At 46.2% G+C, this 23815-nt stretch carries 23 protein-coding genes; 4 read left to right on the forward strand and 19 right to left on the reverse strand.

Going from position 1 to position 23815, the window contains the following annotated elements:
• Positions 1–1077 carry a M20 family metallopeptidase gene (locus MC24_RS01575; RefSeq protein ID WP_038051958.1) on the forward strand — a complete coding sequence of 359 codons (1077 nt, stop codon included), beginning with the start codon at positions 1–3 and terminating at the stop codon, positions 1075–1077.
• Positions 1067–2455: a pyruvate carboxylase subunit B gene (locus MC24_RS01580; protein ID WP_038051959.1), complete on the forward strand. Its 1389-nt coding sequence runs from the start codon at positions 1067–1069 to the stop codon at positions 2453–2455. Before MC24_RS01575 ends, MC24_RS01580 begins: the two co-directional genes overlap by 11 nt.
• Here the strand turns inward: MC24_RS01580 and MC24_RS01585 are convergent.
• Genes MC24_RS01585 through MC24_RS01610 form a run of 6 tightly spaced genes read right to left on the reverse strand, consistent with a single transcriptional unit; the run spans position 2401 to position 6592 of the window.
• Positions 2401–3258 (reverse strand): sensor histidine kinase, encoded by an 858-nt coding sequence (locus MC24_RS01585; RefSeq protein ID WP_038051960.1) that lies wholly within the window; start codon positions 3256–3258, stop codon positions 2401–2403. The two genes, MC24_RS01580 and MC24_RS01585, sit on opposite strands and share 55 nt — an antisense overlap.
• Positions 3255–3917 (reverse strand): response regulator transcription factor, encoded by a 663-nt coding sequence (locus MC24_RS01590; protein WP_038051961.1) that lies wholly within the window; start codon positions 3915–3917, stop codon positions 3255–3257. The genes MC24_RS01585 and MC24_RS01590 overlap by 4 nt, the downstream gene beginning before the upstream one ends.
• Positions 3914–4711, reverse strand: coding sequence for a metal ABC transporter permease (locus MC24_RS01595; protein WP_038051963.1), 798 nt, complete (start codon positions 4709–4711; stop codon positions 3914–3916). The genes MC24_RS01590 and MC24_RS01595 overlap by 4 nt, the downstream gene beginning before the upstream one ends.
• On the reverse strand, positions 4708–5430 hold the full coding sequence (locus tag MC24_RS01600; protein WP_038051964.1) for a metal ABC transporter ATP-binding protein: 723 nt from the start codon (positions 5428–5430) through the stop codon (positions 4708–4710). The genes MC24_RS01595 and MC24_RS01600 overlap by 4 nt, the downstream gene beginning before the upstream one ends.
• On the reverse strand, positions 5427–6230 hold the full coding sequence (locus MC24_RS01605) for a metal ABC transporter substrate-binding protein (RefSeq protein ID WP_008194023.1): 804 nt from the start codon (positions 6228–6230) through the stop codon (positions 5427–5429). The genes MC24_RS01600 and MC24_RS01605 overlap by 4 nt, the downstream gene beginning before the upstream one ends.
• Positions 6227–6592, reverse strand: a complete 366-nt coding sequence (locus tag MC24_RS01610) for a Fur family transcriptional regulator (protein ID WP_008194026.1) — start codon at positions 6590–6592, stop codon at positions 6227–6229. The genes MC24_RS01605 and MC24_RS01610 overlap by 4 nt, the downstream gene beginning before the upstream one ends.
• Before the next feature lie 256 nt (positions 6593–6848).
• Between MC24_RS01610 and MC24_RS01615 the strand changes: the two genes are divergently transcribed.
• Entirely contained in the window at positions 6849–7946 is a 1098-nt protein-coding gene (locus MC24_RS01615; protein ID WP_008194027.1) for a KamA family radical SAM protein, read from the forward strand.
• 17 nt (positions 7947–7963) lie between these two features.
• Here MC24_RS01615 and MC24_RS01620 read toward each other — a convergent pair whose 3' ends face one another.
• The 3 genes from MC24_RS01620 to MC24_RS01630 are packed head-to-tail and all read right to left on the reverse strand — an operon-like array spanning position 7964 to position 11874.
• Complete coding sequence (locus tag MC24_RS01620) at positions 7964–8518, reverse strand: nitroreductase family protein (RefSeq protein WP_008194029.1); 555 nt, start codon at positions 8516–8518, stop codon at positions 7964–7966.
• A gap of 2 nt (positions 8519–8520) precedes the next feature.
• The gene (locus MC24_RS01625) at positions 8521–9378 is read right to left on the reverse strand and encodes an acetamidase/formamidase family protein (protein WP_008194031.1); all 858 of its coding nucleotides are present in this window, start codon (positions 9376–9378) and stop codon (positions 8521–8523) included.
• Between the two features lie 12 nt (positions 9379–9390).
• Positions 9391–11874, reverse strand: a complete 2484-nt coding sequence (locus MC24_RS01630; RefSeq protein WP_038051966.1) for an adenosylcobalamin-dependent ribonucleoside-diphosphate reductase — start codon at positions 11872–11874, stop codon at positions 9391–9393.
• Positions 11875–12031: 157 nt separating this feature from the next.
• Between MC24_RS01630 and MC24_RS01635 the strand changes: the two genes are divergently transcribed.
• A complete protein-coding gene (locus MC24_RS01635) occupies positions 12032–12763 on the forward strand; it encodes an SPL family radical SAM protein (protein WP_038052020.1) in 732 nt (243 codons plus the stop codon).
• 21 nt (positions 12764–12784) lie between these two features.
• On the opposite strand, the gene xylB is transcribed toward MC24_RS01635, so the two are convergent.
• The 10 genes from xylB to MC24_RS01685 all read right to left on the reverse strand — a co-directional run bounded on the left by xylB (position 12785) and on the right by MC24_RS01685 (position 23740).
• On the reverse strand, positions 12785–14263 hold the full coding sequence (gene xylB, locus MC24_RS01640; RefSeq protein ID WP_038051968.1) for a xylulokinase: 1479 nt from the start codon (positions 14261–14263) through the stop codon (positions 12785–12787).
• A complete protein-coding gene (locus tag MC24_RS01645; RefSeq protein ID WP_156105007.1) occupies positions 14263–15825 on the reverse strand; it encodes a sugar ABC transporter ATP-binding protein in 1563 nt (520 codons plus the stop codon). The genes xylB and MC24_RS01645 overlap by 1 nt, the downstream gene beginning before the upstream one ends.
• A gap of 15 nt (positions 15826–15840) precedes the next feature.
• Positions 15841–16812: a sugar-binding protein gene (locus MC24_RS01650; RefSeq protein WP_004082691.1), complete on the reverse strand. Its 972-nt coding sequence runs from the start codon at positions 16810–16812 to the stop codon at positions 15841–15843.
• Between the two features lie 25 nt (positions 16813–16837).
• Complete coding sequence (locus MC24_RS01655; protein WP_038051971.1) at positions 16838–17557, reverse strand: polysaccharide deacetylase family protein; 720 nt, start codon at positions 17555–17557, stop codon at positions 16838–16840.
• Between the two features lie 14 nt (positions 17558–17571).
• Positions 17572–18525, reverse strand: coding sequence for an ABC transporter permease (locus tag MC24_RS01660; protein WP_038051972.1), 954 nt, complete (start codon positions 18523–18525; stop codon positions 17572–17574).
• 12 nt (positions 18526–18537) lie between these two features.
• On the reverse strand, positions 18538–19701 hold the full coding sequence (locus MC24_RS01665) for an iron-containing alcohol dehydrogenase (RefSeq protein ID WP_038051974.1): 1164 nt from the start codon (positions 19699–19701) through the stop codon (positions 18538–18540).
• Positions 19702–19714: 13 nt separating this feature from the next.
• A complete protein-coding gene (locus MC24_RS01670; RefSeq protein WP_038051976.1) occupies positions 19715–20851 on the reverse strand; it encodes an ROK family transcriptional regulator in 1137 nt (378 codons plus the stop codon).
• Between the two features lie 107 nt (positions 20852–20958).
• Complete coding sequence (locus MC24_RS01675) at positions 20959–21921, reverse strand: radical SAM protein (protein WP_038051978.1); 963 nt, start codon at positions 21919–21921, stop codon at positions 20959–20961.
• Positions 21902–23167 (reverse strand): UDP-N-acetylglucosamine 1-carboxyvinyltransferase, encoded by a 1266-nt coding sequence (murA, locus tag MC24_RS01680; RefSeq protein ID WP_038051979.1) that lies wholly within the window; start codon positions 23165–23167, stop codon positions 21902–21904. Before murA ends, MC24_RS01675 begins: the two co-directional genes overlap by 20 nt.
• Positions 23168–23740, reverse strand: coding sequence for a diguanylate cyclase domain-containing protein (locus tag MC24_RS01685; RefSeq protein ID WP_011943404.1), 573 nt, complete (start codon positions 23738–23740; stop codon positions 23168–23170). It lies immediately after the preceding gene.
• Between the last annotated feature and the right edge of the window lie 75 nt (positions 23741–23815).

Here is a 23815-nt window from a genome sequence, read left to right on the forward strand (position 1 = left end):
ATGAAGTGGATCGAAATTTACAAAAAACTCGTGAACATCGACACAGGACCCGATCTTCCATTCGAGGAGAAACTGAGGCGAACGTCGTTTTTGACAGAGATTCTCGAAGATCTTGGTTTTAGAGTGGAAAAGAGAGAAGCCGTTTATGTAGCCTTCCGTGGAAAACCGCCTTACATCACCCTCATAGGACATCTCGACACTGTCTTTCCCGAAGGTGAATCGAAGAGAAGACCTTTCGTGGTAGAGGGAAATATCGCCAAAGGTCCTGGTGTTTGTGACATGAAAGGGGGAGTCGTGATTCTTCTCGAGTCTTTGAAAAGATTCCTCCAACAGAACGAAACCGATCTCTGCGTGATCCTGAACGTGGATGAAGAACTGGGATCACCGCTCAGTGGAGAAGTGTTCAAAGAAGTTTCCGGTATGAGTTCCCACTGTCTATCCTTCGAGCCTGGAAGAGAAAACGGAGAGCTCATATCCTCCAGAAAGGGAATCATCTCACTGTGGTTGTTCGCTTGTGGAAAAAAAGGACACGCTTCGAGACTGGACGAAGGAGCCAACGCGATCGTTGAATTGGCTTTCAAAGTGGTGGAACTCACTTCACTGAACGGAAAACTTCCAAACCTTACTCTGAATCCAACAATCGTAAAGGGTGGTGCTGGGAGCAACTTGACACCAGACAAAGCGGAGGTTTATTTCGATGTCAGATACTACGACGGCAAAGAATATGAGTTTCTCGAAGAAACACTGAAACGACTCTCCGCTGTACAGCCTGAAGCGAACGTTTCTTACAACTTGAAACTCAGAAGGCTTCCTATGAAAGAAGATCCTGATTTTGTGAATATCGTGAGGATGTCTGCCGAAGAGATGGGAATGACTGTGAGTTTTGTGAGGGCAACGGGTGGAGGTGACGTGGCGTTTTTCTCGCAGAACGGCGTCCCTTCCATAGACGGCCTGGGTATTCCCGGTGGTAAGATGCACTCCGAGGATGAATACGCAAGACTCGATCAATTTGAAGATAGGGTGAATCTGGTTGTACATCTTTTGAGAAAACTTGGAGGTGAAAAAAATGTTCGTTGATACAACCTTAAGAGATGGGCATCAATCTCTGATCGCGACGAGGATGAGAACGGAAGATATGCTGCCTGCTCTCGAAGCGTTCGACAGAATGAATTTTCACTCCATGGAAGTCTGGGGAGGAGCAACCTTCGATGTCGCCGTTAGATTTCTGAACGAAAATCCATGGGAGAGGTTGAAAAAGATAAGAGAGGGTTTGAAGAACACGAAGATTCAGATGCTTCTGAGAGGACAGAATCTCGTTGGCTACAGGCACTACGCGGACGATGTTGTGGAGCTTTTCATAAAGAAAGTGGCGGAGTATGGACTGGATATCATACGTATCTTCGATGCGCTGAACGATGAAAGAAACCTGCAGAAATCTATTGAAGAGTCAAAAAAGCACGGTCTTCATGTTCAGGTAGCGATCAGTTACACGGTGAGTCCTGTCCACACTCTCGATTACTATCTTGACTTCGCAAGAAAACTTCTGGATATGGGAGTGGACTCGATTTGTATAAAGGACATGGCGGGGCTTCTCACTCCAAAAAGGGCTTACGAACTCGTCAGGGCTTTGAAGGAGAAATTCGGTGTTCCCGTTGAGGTCCATTCTCACTGTACCACGGGCTTTGCTCCCCTTGCGTATCAAGCGGCTTACGAAGCAGGGGCGGATTTCTTCGATACGGCTATTTCTCCGTTTTCCATGGGAACGTCTCAGCCAACTTTTGAAACCATGTATTACGCCTTCAAAGGAAACGGAAAAGAGGATTTTGACAGAGAAGCGCTGAAGTTTCTGGTAGATCACTTCACGAAAGTGAGAATGAAATACGTTGAGTACGACGTGGGGATGAAGTATCCAGATTCGAGGATCATATTCTCACAGATTCCCGGTGGGATGTACTCCAACCTTCTCAAACAGCTGAAGGAGCAGAGAATGGAGCACCTGCTGGATAAGGTCCTCGAAGAGGTTCCGAGGGTTCAAAAAGACCTCGGTTATCCACCACTCGTCACACCAACGAGTCAGATCGTGGGTGTTCAGGCGTTTCTCAACGTGGTCTATGGTAGATACGAGCGAGTAACCAACGAAACGAGGAACTACGTGAAAGGGCTTTATGGCAGACCACCCGCACCGATCGATCCTGATCTGGTGAAAAAAATTCTTGGTGATGAGAAGCCTATAGATTGCAGACCTGCCGATCTTCTGGAACCCGAACTGGATAAAACAAGGAAAGAGTTGGGAATACTTGTCGAAACGGACGAAGACCTCCTCATCGCCGTGATCCTGGGAGAGGTTGGCAGGAAATTTTTGAGGAAGAAGTACGAGGAGAAGATCGGCGTGGACTTCAACTATCTCGAGTCTCTCTCTGACTTTACCGATGACATGCCGGTGTATCCAGTGTGAATTTCAAAAACGTTGTGGTTTCCTTCTCTTCCGTAAATGATTCTGAATCCGTGCATTTCAAAAAATTCCCTTGCGAGGTACAGGCCCAGTCCTGTACCTTTGCTTTTTTTCTTTTTCTCGAAGAGGTTTGCGCGCACCTCGTAGGGAATCTCTGGCCCGGGACCTTTCACAATGACTCTGTCTTTTTTCACATAGACTTCCACCGGTCCCGAAGAGTACTTCACGGCGTTTTCTATCACGTTGTAAAAGGCTCTGAAAAGTTTCACGGGATCAGCTTCGACTATCACAGCGTCATTGTATTTGAAACTGACCATCCCAGGGAATTTTTCTACCACATCGTTCACGAGTTCGACGAGATTTACAGGCTCTTTTCTCAACCTTTCGAGACCGGCTTCGAGCCTGGCGAATTCGTAGAATTCTTCTATGATCTTCTGCAGATTTTCGTCCTCAACCTTGTTCCATATGAGCGATTTCACATCATGCACAAAACCGGTGACGATGTCTTTCAATTTTTCTGTTTCTTTTTCCTGAATCAGCGAATTTTCAACTACTGAGTTCACCTCTTCGGCGAGTTTCGTGATCTCGTCGTTCAGGAAGTCTTCAAATCGGCTTTTTCTGGCCACGGATTCCCTGAGCTTCCTCAATCTACTGGTCACCAAAATATGGGTAGTGAGGCTGACAAAGAGCGCTGAAAAAAAGGAGAAAACAACGACATCCACAAAATCCATCCTGTTTCCCCAAAAAATTCCGAGTAAAGCGATGTTCACAAGAAAGGTAATGAGAAAAGTTCTCAGAGAAATCATCTTTCTCCCCCCGTGAACATGTAACCCACACCCCAGATGGTCTTTATGTATCGAGGACGATTTGGGTCGTCCTCTATGGCTTTTCTGATTCTCTTTATGACCGTATCCACAACCCTTGGTGAGACAGGGTCTTCCCAGAAGGTCTCCAAGAGTTTCTCTCGCGCGACGACTTTCCCGGCGTTTTCTGCAAGAAAGAGCAGTATCTCGAATTCTTTTTTGGGAAGATGTATTCTTTTCCCTCTTAAAAACACAGCAAAACCAGTGGCATCTATCTTCAGATCTCCGAAGTCGTACAGTCCCTTCTTTTCCCTCTCCAGAAACCTTTTCGCTCTTGCAAGAAGTATTTCCGGGTTGAACGGTTTTGTCACGTAGTCGTCCGCCCCCGCTTCGAATCCTTTCAGAACGCTTTCATCATCGGAAAGGAGCGTAAGGAGTATCACCCAGGTTTCGGGTCGGGTTTCTTTTATCATCCTGCAGATCTCGTAACCGCTGTAGTCTGGAAGCATGACGTCCAAAACCACAACATGAAAGACTTCCTCGTCGTTCAAAAAATCTTCTCCTGTGAGGAAGGTTTTTACCTCTCCCAGTTGCTGGAGTTTCTCACTCACCGTTTTCAAAATGTTTCTGTCGTCATCCACAACGGCTATCTTCCACATCATGAGAATTTTAGCATTGGAAGGAAAGAAACGAAAGCGATGATCACAACAACCGGACCTGGTGGTAGGTCGAGAGTGTAGGCAGTCAGAAACCCCACGAAGAAAACGCCGGTGCTGAAGATGACGGATATCACTGTGAGTGACCAGAGAGATTTTCCGAATATCTTCGAGACGAGTCCCGGGAGGATCAGAAGTGCACCTGTGAGGATCACACCAACCACTTTGACGGTCGTCACCACGGCGATAGCGATGAACGACGTGATCAGAAAACGGATTAGATCCGTTTTTATGCCATAGAACCTGGCCATTTTTTCATCTACTATGAAATACTTGATGTCCCATCTGAACACCGCGGTAAGGATCACACTCAGAGTGAGAACAACAGCCGTTATCACGACGTCGGTGTTGTTCACAAGGAGCACGTCGCCAAACAGATACCCCATCACATCTGTCTGATACCTTCCCGAAACAGAAAAGAGCACCACCCCGACGGCCATGAAGAAGGGAAGGAGGATACCTATGGCACTGCTTTCGCTGATCTTGGAGCGAGAAAAGAGACTCACCGCAAAAGCGAAAAGAAGTGCCGTGGCAAAGGCGATCAATCTGTGGTCCGCTCCTGTGAGAGTGGCTACGGCAAGCCCGGCAAAGACCGCGTGTGCGGTTCCATCTCCTATGAACTCCATTCTTCTAAAAACCACTATTGGAGAAACAAGGCCCGATAGAGATGCGACCAGAATTCCCCCAACGAAAGCTGTCCTTAAGAAACTGTACTCAACGAGATCGTGAAAGAAACTCAATCTCTTCCCCTCCCATGGTAGATCTCGTAGTGTCTTGTTCCTCTGATCCATATGTCGAAGTCTGTGAAGATTTTCTTGAGGTCTTCGGGATTGATCGTTTCAGTGGGACCGTGGCAGTGAAGGGTCTTGTTGAGACACAGGATGGTACTGCATTCTTTGAACACCATGCCGATGTCGTGGCTGACCATGATGACTGTGATATTTTTTTCTTTCCTAAATCGGTTCAGAAGCTCGTAAAAGGAAGCCTTCCCCATTTCATCCACTCCAGCCTCAGGTTCGTCCAATACGAGAATATCTGGATCTGAAAGAAGAGCCCTCGCGAGTGATAGTCTCTGGAATTCACCACCTGAGAGGTTTTTTATCAGATCGTTTTCTTTGTGAAGGATCCCCACATCTTTCAAGGTCGATCTCACCTTTCCCCAGTCTATCTTTCTGTACCTGCCGTACATTCCCATCGCAGCGAACTCTTTTACGGTGATGGGAAACTCTCTCTGAACCTGATGGAGCTGTGGAAGGTAACCTATCTTCCCCCTGACTTTTACCTTGCCTTCATAATTCTTTATCTCCCCCACCAGAATTTTTACAAGCGTGGTTTTCCCTGCCCCGTTCGGGCCGATTATTCCAACGAATTCTCCTTCTTCCACGGAGAAGGTTACATTCTTCAGGATCTCAAAATCGTTTATTCTGTAGGTCAGATTCTTCACCTCTACGATTTTCATTTCAGGGCCTCCTGGATCACAGAAAGATTCTTCCTCAGGAGTTCCACGATCGTCTTTTCTCCGTTCACTCCGAGGGGATCGAGCACGAAGCTTTTCATTCTCAGTTCTTTTTCGAGGCTCGAAAGAATCTCTGCCGGCTGCTGCGGTTCCCTGAACAGGGCAGCAATCTGTTCTTTTTTCCTGAGGATCTCTTTGATCGTGGAAAAACTCGTGCTGTGTTCATGACCGCTGGAGAGTGGTATCAATTCCAGGCCGAATTCCTTGAAGAAGTACGTAAAACTCGGATGAGCCATCACTACCGTTTTTCCGGTGTAAGGGAGGAGTGTTTTGAAGGAATCTCTGATCACGGTGTCTAGGTCGCTTATGATCTCTTCTGCTTTCTGTTTTATTTCGCTCTTTTTTTCTGGGAATTTTTCGATGAGAACCTGGTACAGTCCAGGAACGATGTAGTATTTGAGGAAGAAAGGATCGAGCCAGATGTGAGGGTTCTCGTCGATGAGAAGAAGTGCTGGAATGAAGTCTGAAACGAAAACTGTCTTTTCTTTGTATTTTTCCAAATACGTTTCCAATCCGAGTCCGTTCGCTACGATCAGATCCGATTCTTCCAGAGTCTTAGCGTCGGAAGGCTTTAGTGAAAACAAGTGTGGATTTGCTCCAGGGGGAACAAGGAGCTTTACGCTCGCTGTATCACCGAGTAGCTGAGAAACGATGAGATAGTACGGGTTTATCGTGGTCACGATAGTTTTGCCGAAACTCAAAACAGCGACAATGAGTACTAGAAGGAGAAGAATCCTCTTCATTTTTCCACCTCCTTTTTGCATTCCTTACAGATTCCGTGAATCAAAAACAGATGACTTTCTTCAGAGAAATCGTACTTTTTCTGGAGTTTTTCAAGAAATTCATCCACGCATTCTTCGAAAGGAAAGAGCTTCCCGCATTTCTCACAGATCAAAAAGTGATAGTGTCTTTTCTTCTTGAAGAAGTATCTCGGGCCACCCACACTGAAAGAACCCACGAGGTTTCTTTCCTCTAAAAACTTCAATGCCCTGTAGACCGTGGAGAGGTTCACATCCAGTTTTCGATGTATCTCCTCGGCAGTGAGAGGGACTCTGGAAGATTCGATTATCTCAAGAACGGCTTCCCTGTTTTTTGTCATCCTCATACTCTCACCTGCAAATGCAAAGCATTTGCAAGTTATATTGTACTACACACAGTTGCTGATTTCAAGATATCATTCAAACATTGTACTGATGATATATTTCTCAGTATTCATCGTGCTCTCCGATTATACCGTATTATGGTATAATGAAAATGGATGGCAGATGTCGTATTCGTCGAAGCTGAGTTCTTCGATTTTTTTAAGGGGTTTATTTTAGAAAATATAACTTTGTTAAAACAAAAATCAGGAGGTGATTCGATTGAAGGTGAAATACTACACCAGCATAACACAGGTGGAACAATTGTCTCCTGAAGAAAGAGAGAGGTTGAAGAGGGTAGAGGAAAAGTACCGATTCAGAGCCAACTCTTATTACTTGAGTCTCATAGACTGGTCAGACCCTGATGACCCTATCAGGAAGATCATAGTACCCGAGAAGGACGAGCTAGAAGAATGGGGAACGCTGGATGCTTCTAACGAAAAATCTTACACCGTTGCGAAGGGGCTTCAGCACAAATACCCGGACACGGCCCTCTTTCTTGTGAACGATGTTTGTGGTGGATTTTGCAGATTTTGTTTCAGGAAGAGACTCTTCATAAACGTTGGAGCCGAAGTCATACGAGACATCACACCTCAACTCGATTACATCCGCACTCACAAAGAGATAACGAACGTTTTGCTCACGGGAGGAGATCCGCTGCTTTTATCGACAGAAAAGCTGGAAAAGATAGTGAGTTCCTTGAGAGAGATAGATCACGTTCAAATTATCAGAATAGGTAGTAAGATACCAGCGTTTAACCCTTACAGAATAATAGACGATCCGGATCTGTTGAAGATGATCAGAAAGTACAGCACAAAAGAGAAGAAGATATACGTGATGACACAGTTCAACCACCCCCGGGAACTGACCAGGGAAGCGATAGAAGCGGTGAATCTTTTGAAAGACGCAGGAGCGGTGCTTTGCAATCAGACTCCTCTTCTGAGGGGAATAAACGACGATCCTGAAGTGCTCGGTGAGCTTCTGGACAGACTTTCCTTTGTTGGAGTGACTCCCTACTACGTGTTCCAGAACAGGCCTGTTTCTGGAAACAGGAAATTCGCCGTTCCGATTGAAGAGGGTTACGAGATCTTCACGAAAGCGATTTCGAACATATCTGGTGTCGCCAAGCGGGTCAGATACGTTATGTCTCACAGAACAGGGAAGATAGAAATCGCAGCCCTCACGAAAGATTTCATCGTTTTCAAATACCATAGAGCACACGATGAGAAGAATAGAAGAAAAGTCATGGTGTACAAGAGGAATCCCCAGGCGCTCTGGTTCGACGACTACGGTGAACTTTTGGAAGAATACACCGTGTGAATCCCCCTGCCGGGGGATTAAAAGTGGTTGAAACTCACTTTCATTTCTTCTCTTGGATACTTGGGTTTCGGATCGTCCGGATATCCAACCGGGAGTATCACCTCAAATCTCAAATCTGATGGTGTGTTCACGATTTTTGTCAGTTCATCGGGATTCGGAGGTGTGTACGGGACGGTTCCAAGTCCCTGCTCTTCCAGTGCGAGGAGAAGATATCCGATCGCGAGCCAGACAGATTCTCTCGAATAGGGTGCGTCTTTTTTTGAGAACACGAGTAGAAGGTATGGTGCTTCTTCGAGAAAGGGTTTTTTCCAGTTGAAACTGTTTTCGTTGAGCCATTCTTTAAGTTTTCCTCTCACGTTTTCGTAGAAGTCTTTCTCGGCCTTTTCACAGGTTTCCCTGATTTGTCTTTTCGTTTCTTCATCTTCCACGACGAGAAATCTCCAGGGTTGAGCATTCATTCCCGAAGGAGCCTCGTTCGCCACCTTCAGACAGTACATCAACTTCTCAATGGAAGGCTTTTCTTCTCTGAATTTTCTCACGGTCTTTCGCTGTTTTGCAAGGTCGTAGAGCATCCTCATACCCCCGTGAAGATGTATTTTGGAATGCGAGCCTTCGCAGTCTTAGCGGGATTCACGAGCTGGGAGATACCCACATCAACGGAGAGGCTGGCGAGCATGTAGGCATCTGTGAAGGGAACGGTTTTCCGCCTCTGGATAAACCACACTGTTTCGCGTGTGACTTCTTTCAGAGCCTCTTCGATATCTGGAAGAGAAACGATGATGTAGTAGGCATCGTTTGTCTCAACCACGGGCCATTTGATTTCTTCTTTGGATACATCGATCTCCACGACCACTTTTGCAGGGACTTCGCACGCGGAGACACACACTTCTCCGTCTCCCATTGTCGCGTGGACGTCTCCCAGAGCAAGAAGTGCACCTTCCTGGAACACTGGAAGGTGCACTGTGACGTTTTCTGTTATCTCTTTCGTGTCCATGTTTCCTCCGTGTCTGTGGGCCGTTCCCGTTGGGTACTCTCCTTCCTGAGGTGCGACCCCGATCACTCCTACCATCGGATGAATTGGAATCCTCACACCATCGAACAGAACGGCCCATTTCTCTATTTCCAGTTCTTTTGTGTGAAAACCCTCTACTTCGTCACCGAGAACTCCGAACCCCTTGCCAGTTACGATCACTCCTCTTCGAGGAAGTTCTATCCTCTTTATCCGAACCTTCAGTGTGTCTCCGGGCTTTACACCGTTGACAAATACAGGTCCCGTCGCTGGATTCACCTTCGAAAAATCGATTTTATCGTAACTACCACCGAGTGCGTCGAGTGTTTCGAACACGACCTGTTCACCAGGGTATACCTCTTCTACGGGTGCCATGTTCGCTGAAAACGAGTATACACACCTCTGGGCTGGCACAACCTTCATGCTCTCATCTCCTCACTCACACTTTGACCAGCCGCAGTTCTTACAGCTCACGCATCCCTCTTGCTTTATCAGGGAATTCTTTGAGAGACAAACGGGACAGTACACGTTTCCTTCGTCATCCACGTAGTAACCGCTTTGCCATCTGAGGTTGTGCGCCACTATGAATTTTTCTCTTTCGATCGGTTCTTCCTCACTCTCTGGTGCTTCTTCACCCGTTCTGAGCCACAGTTTTGCGAAGTCTTCAAGCGCTTTCTTGATTTCTTCAGCTAGACCCTTGCAGTACTCTCCTTTCACCTTCGAAAGCTGTTCTACTATTTCATCTATGGAAACTCCCGCTCTGAGAGCTATTGAGGAGAGTCTTCCTATCGCTTCGGCCATTTCACTGCCGTTGGAAATGAATATCTCCACTGCTTCTCCCGTGTCGTCGAAAGATATCGTTATGTAAGTGGTACCATCGGGCCTCTTGTACTTTCTCGTGACGCTTCTGAGAGTATCTTTTCTCGGTCTTGGGTGGAGCTTCAGCTTCTCATCGACGACGAAGAACTGAACCTTTGGAGCCTCCGGTGTTTTCAAGGCTTTCGTCAGCACCTGTGTTTGTAAAGAACCGTCTCTGTACACGGTGATGCCCCTAACGTTTGTTCTGAGAGCTTCAAGGTATACGTTGAGAACATCATCCACGGTTGCGCTCTGAGGCATGTTGATTGTTTTGGAGATGTTGTTATCAACGTACCTCTGGAAAGCATCCTGCATGAGCAGGTGATCCATCGGATCTATATCGAGTGCGACCACAAAGACTTTCTTTATCTTCTCCGGAACATCCGGGATATCCTTCAAGCTTCCCTTTTCTATGAGTTCTTTCTCTATCTTCTTGAGAATCTCCGGATTCAACTTCTCTCTGAGCACCTGGTTCACGTAGAGAAAAGGCTCTTTCGTCCCGTCTTCCTTCGTCACGAATCTGGTGTACGCGAGGAGGAAATTTGGTTCCAGTCCCGACGAAGTGTCCGCTATGTTCGAGATCGAACCGGTGGGTGCGATCGTCAGAAGAGCGACGTTTCTTCTAAACTCTTTTGTCATCTTCATGGTTTCTCTTATCTCATCGTCGTAGTTGCTCATACCCATGGCGAAGGGGACAAAGCCGTCTTCCGTCTTGTACCTTGAGATCTCAAGGAGTGGAAAGTTCCCTTTTTCTTTTCCGAGTTCATAAGAAGTCCTGTGCGCGTGGAGTGCTATGAAAGCCATGAGATTGGCTGCGAAGTCCCGAGCCTCCTGGGAATTGTAAGGAATTTCGAGCTTGTAGAGAAGATCGGCGAATCCCATTATTCCAAGACCGAGTCTTCTACTTTCTCTGATCGCTTTTGTGATCTTGTCTATTGGAAACACGTTCACATCGATGACGTTGTCAAGAAAACGAACGGCTATTTGAACGAGCTCTTGAAGTGCCTCTAAATCTACAAAACCATCGTTGTAGAACTTTGCGATGTCGATGGAACCGAGGTTGCAGGCTTCGTAATCTGAAAGCCCAATCTCACCGCACGGGTTGGTTGAGTTGATCTTTCTGTGCGGGTAGAGTGGATAGTATTTGTTCATCTCTCCGAGGAAGGCAAGTCCTGGATCCCCACTCTTCCAGGCGTTTGTGGCAATTTTTCTGAAGAGATCCCTGATCTTAACCTTCTTTCTGATCGCACTCCTTGGATGGGAGAGCTCGAGTTCACCATCTTCTTCGTAGAGTTTCAGAATCTCTTTCTTGTCCATCGGAAATCCAACAGAGAGGTTGAAGAAATTAAGCACCGCTTCTCCCGTGTTTTCCTTCTTTGCGTCTATGAATTCTTCTATGTCGGGGTGGTTTATGTTCAAAATACCCATCAACGCTCCACGCCTTCTGTAACCCTGTTTCACAACAGAGATAGCGGAGTTGAAGACGTGCATGAAAGAAACAGGGCCGGACGCTTTCCCGTGTGTACCTGCCACGAAACTGCCCTTCGGCCTCAGCTCAGAAAAGTTGCTCCCCACTCCTCCTCCCACTTTCGTTATGAGCGCGTACTCTTTCACCGCTTCGAAGATCTCTTCGATGCTGTCACCAACGGGTACTACGAAACACGCGGAGAGCATATGAAGATGGTTTCTCGATCTGTAAATTTCTTCGTAATCTTCCAATGTCATCTGATCAATGGGTTTCCACAGAAGCTCGTGTCTCACCCCGAGTCCTGCGTTGAAGAGGGTGGGACTGTTTGGAATGAAGAGTCTTGCTTTCAAGACTTTGAAGAAAATATCTTCCCATTCTTTTATTCTGTCGAGTTTTTCGTTTTTCTTGTACGATGGATTCAGAAGCTCTGCTGTTGCTACAACTCTCGCCACCCTTCTTGCCACATCTTCCCATTTCGTTTCCAGATAATTCCCATCCAGATCCTTCATGAAATACCTGTCTCTGAGAATTATCTGAGCATTTTTTGAAGGTTCAACGTCGATCCACCTTGAGATCAAATCGGACAATTTCATGTTCTCCCTCCTGTTTTTAAACAACATATTGTGTGTTTTTTCACAGAAATTCAACATGTGGTAGGGTTTCCCGAGAAATTATACATCACCATCCCGATGAAAATCTGAAACAGTATCAGAAAATTTCTAAAGGATTTCCCATGGTATCCTTTTGAAGATGAGAGTGAAGGAGATAAATGTCAGGAGCGCGCTGACTTATTCCGAATCGAAAAGAAGGTACACCCTCAGCCCTTACGTGGGCTGCACCAATGCCTGTGTGTACTGTTACGCAAGTGATTACGCGCGACGATACAGAGAGATGAACTGGAAGTTAGAAATCATTGTGAAACGAAACATAGCCGAAGTTCTCAGAAAAGATATCATCAAGAAGAAACCACACCACGTTTTCATGAGCACCATGTGCGATCCGTATCAACCTATCGAGAAAGAGTACAAGCTCACCCGAAGATGTCTCGAAGTCTTTCTGGAGTTCCCGCTTCTGGAAATCGAAGTGATGATCCTCACAAAATCCACACTCGTTTTAAGGGACCTGGACCTGTTCAGAAAGATGAAAAGAATTTCGATAGGACTCAGCGTCACAACTGATGACGACGAAATCCGGAAGATGTTCGAGCCCAACTCGAGTTCCATAGAGGAGAGAGTGGAAACTTTGAAGGTGCTGAAAGAAAATGGAATAAGGACCTGTGCTTTCATCAGTCCCATGCTTCCAATGAACCCGAAAAAACTGGCAAGCATGTTGAAACCTCACGTGGATCGCGTGTTTATCGACGACATGCACTATCGATGGCGCGTAAAGGATTTTTATGGGAAACTCGGACTTTCCTGGGCACTTGAGGATGAGTACTTCGAAAGAACTCGAAAAGAACTACTTGCATTCTTTCAAGAATAGAGAGGGCAGAACGCCCTCTTTTCAAGATCTGAACATCTCTTTGAGAGATGCGTAGAGTTTTTTGAATTTCTCGTGTAGTTTTTCGTAGATTTCTGTGTTTTCAACAACAGGGTCAGTGTAACTCTTCACGCGGAACCACTCTTTCGAAATTTTCGCTGGATTTTCTCCCATTGAGCCAGACACAGCGAGGATCGCTGCACCGTAAGACGCCCCTTCATCCACAGCTGGTTTTTGTATTCTCAATCCTGTCATATCTGCGAGCATTTTGTTCCATACCCTGCTCTTTGAACCTCCTCCTGTGATTCTCACATTGTTGAGATCCACCTTGAGTTCTCTCAGTATATCGAACGAATCTTTGATACCGAAGGCAACGCCTTCGAATATGGCTCTCACCATATCCCACTTGGTGTTGTACGAGGATATACCGAAGAAAACACCCCTCGCGAATGGATCTCTGTGTGGTGTCCTTTCACCGTTGAGATACGGCAGGAAGATTATCCCGTTTGATCCCACGGGAACCTTATCCACCTCTTCGTTGATCGTTTCATAATCTTCGTTCAGGAATTTCTCCTTGAACCACTCCAGTGAATAGGTAGCGGAGAGCATCACACCCATGTGGTATCTTGTTTCTGGAACGGTGTGTGCGAAGAAATGTACTCTACCCTTTGGATCGGGTTGGTCTCCTTTTGTGGGTGCCAAAACGGTTCCTGAAGTACCGAGACTCACCATCGCGTCACCTGGTTCTACGACGGCTATTCCAAGAGCCGCGCAGGCGTTGTCAGCTCCTCCGCCTATCACAAGCGTGTCTTCGGAGAGACCAAGATCCGACGCTACTTCGGGTTTCACATTTCCAACCACGCCGTTCGACGGTATTATCTCTGGGAGAACACTTTCCGGTATGTTGAGTTCTTTCAATACGTCCTTGTTCCATTCCATCTTTGATACACTGTACATCACCGTTCCGGAGGCATCGGAATGCTCCGTTTTCATCTCACCGGTGAGCATGTAGTTTATGAAATCTTTTGGCAGCATGATTTTTGAAATTTTTCCGTAGATCTCAGGTTCATGCTTTCGGATCCAGAGTATCTTTGGGAGCGTGAAACCGGGCAAAATGGGATTTCCGACGAGCTTGAGGACGTTTTCCTCTCCGCCGAGGATCTGGGTGGCTTCTTCGCACTCTTTGTATGTTCTCTGATCGCACCAGAGGATAGCGTTTCTCAGGACTTTACCGTTGTCATCGATTGCCACAAGACTGTGCATCTGCCCGCTGGTGGAGATCGCTCTTATTTTGCCGCCCATTTCTTTCGATCTGTCGGAGAGGTTCTTCAATATTTTTTTCACCGCCTCCCACCAGGAGAGGGGATCCTGCTCCGCCCAGGCAGGCTGAGGAGTGAACATGGTTAGTCTTTCATTCGCTGTTGCAAGAATCTCTCCCTTCTCGTTCACAAGAATTCCCTTGACACCGGTCGTTCCCACATCGAGTCCCACGTACAGGTTCATTATGCGACCCTCCCGTTCTGTTTTTTCTGTCCAGATGCGTAGTACATTATTTCTTCCTGAGTGACTCTTTTCTCTCTGTTGTCCAGAACGGCTGTGATTTCACTTTCCCACATGACGACTATTCTATCGCTGAGATTCAGTATTTCTGGGAGTTCCGAAGAGATCATGATCACAGCTTTGCCCTGTGCGGCGAGTTCTCTGATCATCCTGTGTATTTCTGCCTTTGCACCAACGTCTATTCCGCGTGTTGGCTCGTCGAAGATCAGAATATCCGCGTTCGTGGCGAGCCATTTGGCAAGGACCACTTTCTGCTGGTTTCCACCCGATAGATTTTCTGTTATTTGATAAATGGAAGGCGTTTTTATGGAGAGTCTTTTTACATAGTCTTCTGAGATCTCTTCTTCTTTTCTTTCATCGAGCACGAGCCCCCATCTGCTGATTTTTTTCAGTGATGGGAGCACGATATTGTCCTTCACAGTCATTCTCAAAACAAGCCCCTGAAGTTTTCTGTCCTCAGGAATGAGTCCTATCCCCATCTTAATAGCATCTTCCGGATTTTTTATTTCAACTTTCCTTCCGTTAACGTATATGTCTCCGGATTCCTTTTGATTCACTCCGAACACCAAGAGCATCGTTTCAGTTCTTCCAGCCCCCACAAGTCCCGCGAATCCCAGAACTTCTCCCTTTCTCACTTCAAAAGAAACATTCTTCACTTTATCCTTCCACTTCAGGTTTCTGACTTCAAGGGCAATTTCTCCGGGTCTGGTCTCTATTCCGTGTGGGAAAAACTCCACTTCACGTCCTACCATCATTTTTATGATCGTGTCCACATCGAATTCTCCTTTTTTCAACACGCCGATTCTTTTTCCGTCTCTCATCACAACGATCCTGTCGCTTATCCTCATAACTTCGTCCAGTCTATGTGAAACGAAAACAACAGAAATACCTCTACTTTTCAACATTTCTATGATTTCGAAGAGTCTTTCTGTCTCTTCGACAGTAAGCGACGATGTGGGTTCATCCATGAAGATGATCCTGGGTTCTTTAACCAGTGCCTTACATATTTCCACCATCTGTCTCTGGGCGGTGGTGAGGTTTCTCACCAGAGCATCTGGAGAGAACTTGGCGCCGATGAGATCGAGCAGTTCTTTAGATCTTGTGTACATATAGTTCTCATCAACTCTACTGGAAAGGGTTCTTTTCTGTCCCCTGACAGCTTCATAGGCGAGAAAGATGTTTTCCGCCACAGTCATGTTGTCGCACAGGTTCAGCTCCTGATGGATAACACTTATGCCCTTTTTGAACGCGTCGACCGGAGAGTGAAATTCTACCCTTTCGCCGTTGACCAGAATTTCTCCCGCATCAGGTTTGAGGACACCCGTCAGAATTTTTATGAGGGTGGATTTACCAGCACCATTTTCACCTATCAGAGAGACAATCTCGTTTTCGTAAACCTCAAAATCGACGTTGTCCACAGCCACAACTCCAGGGAATCTTTTCACTATGCCCTTTGCTTTCAGTATCTCCATTCGATCACCCCGGAAAGCGAGGAGGGGAAACACCCCTCCTCGTGTTTTTCAGAATTTTATTGGAATTCCGAGTTCTTCCATCTTCTTCAAATATTCATCGAGGTTCTCTGGTGTGACCACATCAACACCTGTGTCGATCACGTAGTCAACCTTTCCATCAACCTTGACTTTCGGGAGCATCATCAAAGTGTTTTGAACACCTATCTTGTTCATCAGATAAAGAACTGTGACTGACAGGTATCCCATCATGTAGGGTCTCTGCCCCATCGTTGCCTGGATAACTCCTTCTTTCACGTACTGAAGAATATCAGGTGTTGTATCGAAACAGACGATCTTCACTTTTCCAACTTTTCCAGCATTTTTCACCACGAGTGCTTGGGCAGGTCCGTTGTAGGCATACACACCAAAAAATGCATCGAGATCTGGATGGGCATTGAGAGCGGCTTCCGCTAGAGACACTGCTCTCGCACCGTCTTCTTCATCGTTGAGGATGTCGACTATTTCTATCTCCGAGTCCTTGATGGCGTCTTTGAATCCCTGGATTCTCTGAAGGGAGTTCATAGCTGTCAGTGAACCCGTTCCTATGACAACTTTACCCTTTCCTCCAAGGAGCTCTTTCATGATGAGACCAGCTGTGTAACCTGCCTGGTAGTTGTCCGTTCCGATGTAGACGTACCTTCCACTGTCCGGAGAGTCTGTATCGAGAGTGACAACAGGAATACCCATCTCAAGGGCTTTCTTGATGGTGGGGATGACTGCAGTTGGATCGGACGGCGCGATCGCAATACCGTTTACACCTTCGGCTATGAAAGATTCGAGCATCTGAAGCTGAGCGTTGATATCTTCCTTTTGTGGAACGAAGAACTTCGTATCCACTCCAAGTGCCTTCCCCGCCGCTTTAACACCTTGTTCTACCTGTGACCAGTAAGGATGGACGGATTTTCCGATAACACCTATGGTGAGAGCCAGCGACAGACCAGCAACCAGGAGAACCGAAAGAAAAACCAGAAGTTTCCTCATGATAACACCCCCTTGTAAAGATGTTTTATTCCACATACACCCACATCTTTTTTCTGTACACCGGATCTTCAGGGTTCACTCCTTTTCTTTTGAAAAGCTCGCTCAGAGTGACGAATCCGTATCCACGTTTTTTCAATTCCGGGATCAGTATCTCTAGAACTTCGACGATCGGATGCGGCTCTGGTTGTACGTCGTGAAGAAGAATTATTGCACCATCTCTTATGTCTTTCAACACGTTGCTTACGATCTTTTGGGGATCTCTATCACATCCCGCCCAGTCGTAGCCGAGAATGCCGCTCACGAACGGCATGTTTATCACATCGAACATGGTATCGCTCACCGCCAGATTGGGTGGTCTGAAGAATCGAGGCTCTTTTCCTGTGTATTTCTTGATGAGATCCTTCGTACGTTCGATGTAATCTTTTATCGTCTCAGGATCTTTTTTGTCAAGTGGTTCATAATTCCACGAGTGATTTCCTATTTCACATCCCAGAGAGAACATTCTTTCGAGGATAGTTCGAGTACTTTCGTTCAACCTCTGTCCCACAACGAAAAAGGTAGCTACAACACCGTGTTTTTCAAGAGTACCCAGTACTGCGGAGGTGAGTTTTACATCAGGACCGTCATCGAAAGTGAGCGCCACCAGTTTCACTCCGTTTTCCTCCCCGAAGTTCACTTTTGAATCAGTTGAAAAAAGCAAAACTGTTGTCAAAAAGATCGAAAGAAAAACCAGAAGTCTTTTCATGACCCACCCACCTGTTATTTGCTTGCAAGTCTCCTTCTCAATATGTCGAGAGTTACTGCCACAACTATGACGATTCCGATGACTACGTTGTGCCAGTACGTCGAAACGTTGAGAAGAACGAGAGCGTTCCAGAGAAGACTTATGATACTCGCGCCTACGATTGCTCCTAAAACACTTCCTTCTCCTCCCGTGAGACTCGTTCCACCGATTACAGTGGAGGCTATGGCATAGAGTTCGTACATACTACCGACACCTGGTTGCCCTTGAGAAAGCCTTGCCGCAATGATTATCCCCACCACACCGGCGAGGAATCCCGATACCATGAACGCTATCATTCGCACTCTGTCTACGTTCACTCCGGAAAATCTTGCGGCGACTTCGTTACCGCCGGAAGCCCTCAGGTGTTTTCCATAAACGGTCTTTCTGAGGAAGAAATCTGCCACAAGAACCACTGCAAGGAGAATCCACACCGGGATCGGTATCTTCAAAAATTCTCCCTGTCCGATTTTCAAGAAAGAAGATGGGAGTCCGATTATAGGCCACCCCTTTGTGATCACAGCAGCCATGCCTCGAGCGATCGTCAGAGTTCCAAGGGTGATGATAAAAGCGGGAACTCTGAGTTTTGTGACGAACAAGCCGTGCCACGCACCTGCTCCTATAGAGAACAAAAGAATGAGAATCACAGAGATCCACACGGGAACACCGTGAGTCATGAGCCAGGCGACCATTACTCCTGTGAGCGCCACCATAGAACCGGGGGAGAGGTCGATGGCTCCTCCCCCGGAGATGATGACAAAGGTTTCCCCGATGGCTAAAAGGCCAAAGATCGCGATCTGCCTTCCGAGAGCCTGAAGATTGAATGCTGTCAGAAAGCGAGGATTCAGGATAGCCGTGAAAACAGCCAAACTGACGAGAGCAACTAAAGGACCGAGTTCTCTGAAAGTTCTCTTCTTAAATTTCGAAGTCAAGTTATCTCCTCCTCAGTAACACCTGTTGAATATTTCCTCCATGTCTTTCGCGGTCAGGTTACCGGGAGTTACGACAACCACTCCATTCAGTATCCTGTAGCCGGTTTCTGCCATCTTTGGAATATCTTCTTTTTTCACACCCAGTTCGCTGAGTCTCTTGTTGAGGCCGAACATCTCTTGGAAGTCTCTCAGTTTCTTGATAGCGAGCCTTCCAGCTTTTCTATCGTCTGTTTCGTAAACACCGAACACTTCCCTTCCAACGATGGCGAGTCTCTCGTAGGCGTGATCGAAAATGTACTCGAACAGATACGGACCTGTAATGCACAGTCCAAGTCCATGGGTGATTTCTGGATAGAAACCACTGAGGCCATGTTCCAGCGCGTGGTTTGCGATCACGCCGGTCAGAGTCTCTGTGATTCCTGCTTCAGTACTGGCCCAGGCAAGGTTCGTTCTGGCTTCCATATCTTCTCCGTTTTCGTAAGCAACTGGGAGATATGTCACGATCCTTTTCATGGCGTCCAGAGCGAGAACATCTGAGTAAGGATTCGCATTTACGTTTAGGAAGGCTTCTATGGCGTGATAGAACGCATCCATGGAGGTGTACGCGGTCTGGTCTTTCGGTAATGTCTTCATCACTTCAGGATCCACAAGGGAAAGAACGGGGAAAGTGTTCCTGTAACCTATTCCCACTTTTTCTTTCGTTTGAGGATTTGTGATCACCGCAAATGGATCTGCCTCGGTCCCTGTTCCGTGTGTGGTGGGTATAGCAACAACGGGGATGTATTTTTCTGGAATCTTTCCACCACCTACGGGAACGTAATCCCAGAACTTTCCTTCGTTCGGAGCGGTGATAGAAATCGCTTTTGCACTGTCTATGGGACTTCCCCCACCAAGACCTATGATGAAATCTATCTTCTCTTTTCTCACGATTTCTGCAGCCTCATCGACGTGATCCGATATCGGGTTTGGAATTATTTTGTCAAAGATAAAACTTTCTACTCCAGCTTTCTTGAGAAGGTCTACCACTCTCTGCAAAAGACCAGTCTTCTTCGTACTGGATCGTCCTGTCACGATCAGTGCTTTTTTTCCGAGTTCTTTTGCCTTCCTTTCCAGTTCGTCCACCGCTCCCACCCTGAAAACGATCTCCGTTGGAAGATAGAAAGAAATTTTGAACATGTTGCCACCTCCTTCATTTGACTTCTTCTATTATGTCCTCGACAGCCAGTACGGCCGCGCCCACGAGGTTAGAACTGATGTTTCTGAATTCTGTGGTTCTGATTTTCAGATCCCTCACAGCGGCCTTCAAAGCTCTTTGATGGACGAAATCTTTTACAATGTCGAGGAAATTTTCACCAAGATCAACGACTTCCCCACCAAGGATCACGAGTTCGGGATTCAAAATGTTCACCAAGTTCACGATACCGACTGCAATGTTTTCCGCAAATTTCATCAGTATTCTTTTCGCGTCGTTTCTCTGCTTCAATGCCTGGAATTTCTCTATGGCGTTTTTTCCAGGGAGTTCTTTCCCGTACTGCTCGATCGCCCAGTTGATCGAAGAGACGAGTTCCCAGCAACCCCAGTTGGAGCAGTGGCACTGCCTGTCGGAGTACATGTTCACTGTCATGTGTCCTGCTTCACCCGCCGTGAAAGAAGGGCCTCTGAAGATCTTTCCATCGATCATCAATCCCGTTCCAACACCTTCTCTTATGATGATAAAGACGGCTTCTTTCACGTTTCTCAGATCTTCTGAGTGGTACTTTTCTGCGAGCATGGAGAGATTTGCTTCGTTGTCTGCAAGAACGGGAACATCAACCTTGAGTAGTTCTTTTATGCTCACGTTTTCCCACTCAAGGTTTGGAGCGAGGAGTATTTTCTTTTCTTCCATATCCACCATTCCTGGAACGGAGAGAGAGATTCTTGAAATTCTATATTCACCTGAGATACGTTCGTAGATTTCTTTGACTATCTTGAAGAATTCCACTGGTTCCTTTGGTGTGTTGAAAGTTCCCCTCGGTTCCACTTCTCCGTCGAAGAATCCTATACCGTAAGTAGTTATGTTCACTCCTATATCGAAGACTATACTCAGAAAGGCGTTCTTTCTTAGATCGAGGAGAATTCTTCTTCTTCCGGGAGAATTTTTTCCCATTGTACCGATTTCTCTTATATAACCTTCATCTATGAGTTCTTTCGTGAGTCTTGTTACACTGCTCGGGGTGAGCCCTGTGATCTCCGATATGTCCGACCTGGAGATTGGGTGGTTTTCGTGAATCACCTTGAGGATGCTCTTTTTGTTGAGGATTTTTATTCTCGGTGAGTTGTATTTCAACTTCGATTCCTCCTTTTGGATCGTAATATTATTTTCACATTAATTATATGCAGGAAATAATTTAAAATCAAGGTCGGATATCCATTATTTTCTCCTTTTTCGGCTGCTTAATAGGAATTATAGGTTTTTAACCTTAAAAATTGCAATTTTTCGGAGATTTCCTTCAGGCCTCTGACGGTTACTCTCTCTTTTTCTTCAGATTGATACCATCCTTCAGTAAAACCGTATCTTTCAGCCAGTTCTAAAATTTTTTCGTACTCATCCTGGTTGAGTTTCCTGCTTATTTCGGGAAATTTCTGGGCGTCAAAGTGAGGGATGTACTGGTTCATTATGGAGAGGGGGATTCGTGTGGACAGGCTTGAAAGGAAAGAAAAAATTTCAGAATAATTCACCACGTTTCCAGGAAGAACAAGAATTCTCACGATGAGACCTTTCATTCTTTCTTCGTCGAAGACACCTACCTGTCTGAACATCTCGATGATGGCTTTTTGGACAACCGTCCAATAATCCGGGGTTCCTGAGTATTTCTTAGATGCTTCGTTGTCTGAATATCTCACGTCGGAAAGATAGATATCAACTACATCTTCTAAAAGTCTGAGAATCTCAGGGTCTTCGTATCCGCTGGTGTTGTATACGATAGGAAGGTTCAATCCGTTTTCAATGGCGATTCTCAGGGCTGAGATTATGAACGGAAGGTGTGGCGTGGGGGTGACAAGATTGAGAGTCTTCGCACCATGCTTTTGAAGGATCAAAAATATCTCCGCAAGATCTTCCACTTCGATCTCCGTTCCTATACCCTTCTGACTGAATCCCATGTTTTGACAGTACACACATTTCATGTTACAACCACTGAAGAACACCGTACCCGCACCCGTCTTTCCAGAGATGGGAGGTTCCTCACCGAAGTGAAGAACCGCGTTGGATAACTTGGCTCTGGCGGGCAATTTGCAGATGCCAGTGGTTCTGTATCTATTGACACCACACTTTCGCGGACAGAGTTCACATTTTTCAAGGTTGTCCCACAGTATGTTTTCAATCTCTTTTATTCTCTCAATTTTCTTTTTCGACATACTCGATTTTTGCTCCCAGTTTGCTGAATTTGTCTATGACATCTTCGTAACCTCTGAATATGTGTTCAATGTTGCTTATTTCTGTGACGCCATCCGCTATGATTCCCGCTATGAGAAGGGCAGCGGTTGCTCTGAGATCCGTTCCCTCAACAGGGGCACCGCTGAGCTTTTCAACTCCTTTCACTATGGCAACGTTTCCAGAAACTTCTATGTCCGCTCCCATTCTTTTCAACTCGTCCACGTGTAAGAACCTCGTTTTGAAGACGTTTTCGGTTATAACCGAGACTCCCGACGCTATCGATAGATACGCCATCATCTGAGGTTGGAGATCCGTGGGAAAACCAGGGTACGGATTCGTTGTAACATCCACCGCTTCTGGTCTTTCTCTCATTTCGATCTCTACTTCGTTTCCAAAAACTTTAAGTTTTACCCCTGTTTCTTCTAGTTTCTCAAAAAAGTTCGTGAGATGATCCGGGTTCACGTTCTTCACCAGACCTTTTCCTCGACTTGCTGCGATGGCTACCAGGTACGTTCCAGCTTCTATTCGATCGGGAATGATGCTGTATTCAACTCCCTGCATTTTCTCCACGCCTTCAATCACTATTCGGCTGGTTCCGGCTCCTTCAATACGTCCACCCATTCTGTTTATGAAATTTTGAAGGTCCACGATTTCAGGTTCCATGGCGGCGTTTTCTATCACCACACGAGTGCCTTCCAGGAGAGCCGCTGTGGTCATCAGGTGTTCCGTGGCACCAACGCTTGGAAAAGGAAGGGTAATCGTCACCTGGTCGGTTCTTCTTTCAAAGGTGGCTTCAACAAAGCCGTGTTCCACTTTTATCGAGAATCCCATTTTTTTGAGACCTTCAAGATGAAAGTCCACAGGTCTGACACCTATGGAACACCCGCCTGGAAGAGCAACTTTCGCCCTTCCAGTTCTCACAGCGATCGGACCGAGCACGTTGAAGGACGCCCTCATCTTCCTGACAAGTTCGTAAGGTACTTCCTGTGAGATATCGTTTTCTCTTTTGATCTTCAGTTCGTTCTCGTCGAATTCCACTCTGAATCCAATGGATCTCAGGATGTCTATCATGACGAAGACATCTTGGAGTCTCGGTACGTTTTTGAGAATTATCTCTTCATCGCATAGAATCGCCGCTGCCATTATTGGAAGAGCAGCGTTTTTTGAACCCGATATCTCCACTTCTCCTTCGAGAACGGTACCACCCTGAACGACCAGTTTGCCCAATCAAGCCACCGCCTTTTCAAGATCGAGGATCGCCTTTTCCAGATCCATGAAATCTTCAGGATAGCTTTTGTATGCAATCGAGTATTCGATGTCTCCTATACTTTCGATGTGATTTTTTATTCTCTCTTCTATATTCGGAGCCGTTTCTTTTCCAACACCGATTACGAAGAGTGCAAAAGTATCATCGGAGTATCTGCCCACACTATCTAAGGGTACCCTCACGCATTCTTTGAGAACTTTTCCTATCTTCATCAGCGCTTTTTCTCTTTCATTCTCAGATACCTTTGTTTTCACAAAGAATATCGTGTAAGGTGTGTTCTCTTCGAAGGCCCTCTGATGTTGATAAGATAGGAGTCTCAGGAAATGGTCTTTCGCGTACACTCTTGTCAGTGGATCGATCATTTTTGTAGTTCCCAGCTTTTCAAAGAAATCGTCGAACACCTGGAATTGTTTCTTCATGACTTCGTTGTATTCTTCTATCAGAGCCTCGAGCTCCTGCTCTCTCTGCTGGCATTGCCGCAGCTTCTCTTCCAGCTCTTCTATTCTTTTCAAAAGTTCCGTGCGTTCATCCATGTTGAGCACCTCCGATTGTCAGTATAATAAACTTCAGAAATATTCTACCACGTCGAAATTGTGGAGGGATTATTC

Origin of the sequence: Thermotoga sp. Mc24, from assembly GCF_000784835.1 — a bacterium.
GTDB lineage: Bacteria > Thermotogota > Thermotogae > Thermotogales > Thermotogaceae > Thermotoga.

What these genes read in the sequence shown, in the direction of transcription:
- MC24_RS01575 (WP_038051958.1), top strand. Translation starts at nt 1, where the DNA reads ATGAAGTGGATCGAAATTTACAAAAAACTCGTGAACATCGACACAGGA.
- MC24_RS01580 (WP_038051959.1), top strand. Translation starts at nt 1,067, where the DNA reads ATGTTCGTTGATACAACCTTAAGAGATGGGCATCAATCTCTGATCGCG.
- MC24_RS01585 (WP_038051960.1), bottom strand. Translation starts at nt 3,258, where the DNA reads ATGATTTCTCTGAGAACTTTTCTCATTACCTTTCTTGTGAACATCGCT.
- MC24_RS01590 (WP_038051961.1), bottom strand. Translation starts at nt 3,917, where the DNA reads ATGATGTGGAAGATAGCCGTTGTGGATGACGACAGAAACATTTTGAAA.
- MC24_RS01600 (WP_038051964.1), bottom strand. Translation starts at nt 5,430, where the DNA reads ATGAAAATCGTAGAGGTGAAGAATCTGACCTACAGAATAAACGATTTT.
- MC24_RS01605 (WP_008194023.1), bottom strand. Translation starts at nt 6,230, where the DNA reads ATGAAGAGGATTCTTCTCCTTCTAGTACTCATTGTCGCTGTTTTGAGT.
- MC24_RS01610 (WP_008194026.1), bottom strand. Translation starts at nt 6,592, where the DNA reads ATGAGGATGACAAAAAACAGGGAAGCCGTTCTTGAGATAATCGAATCT.
- MC24_RS01620 (WP_008194029.1), bottom strand. Translation starts at nt 8,518, where the DNA reads ATGCTCTACGACCTTGCAAAACAGCGAAAGACCGTGAGAAAATTCAGA.
- MC24_RS01625 (WP_008194031.1), bottom strand. Translation starts at nt 9,378, where the DNA reads ATGAAGGTTGTGCCAGCCCAGAGGTGTGTATACTCGTTTTCAGCGAAC.
- MC24_RS01630 (WP_038051966.1), bottom strand. Translation starts at nt 11,874, where the DNA reads ATGAAATTGTCCGATTTGATCTCAAGGTGGATCGACGTTGAACCTTCA.
- MC24_RS01635 (WP_038052020.1), top strand. Translation starts at nt 12,032, where the DNA reads ATGAGAGTGAAGGAGATAAATGTCAGGAGCGCGCTGACTTATTCCGAA.
- xylB (WP_038051968.1), bottom strand. Translation starts at nt 14,263, where the DNA reads ATGAACCTGTACGTGGGACTCGATGTGGGAACGACCGGTGTCAAGGGA.
- MC24_RS01650 (WP_004082691.1), bottom strand. Translation starts at nt 16,812, where the DNA reads ATGAGGAAACTTCTGGTTTTTCTTTCGGTTCTCCTGGTTGCTGGTCTG.
- MC24_RS01655 (WP_038051971.1), bottom strand. Translation starts at nt 17,557, where the DNA reads ATGAAAAGACTTCTGGTTTTTCTTTCGATCTTTTTGACAACAGTTTTG.
- MC24_RS01665 (WP_038051974.1), bottom strand. Translation starts at nt 19,701, where the DNA reads ATGTTCAAAATTTCTTTCTATCTTCCAACGGAGATCGTTTTCAGGGTG.
- MC24_RS01675 (WP_038051978.1), bottom strand. Translation starts at nt 21,921, where the DNA reads ATGTCGAAAAAGAAAATTGAGAGAATAAAAGAGATTGAAAACATACTG.
- MC24_RS01685 (WP_011943404.1), bottom strand. Translation starts at nt 23,740, where the DNA reads ATGGATGAACGCACGGAACTTTTGAAAAGAATAGAAGAGCTGGAAGAG.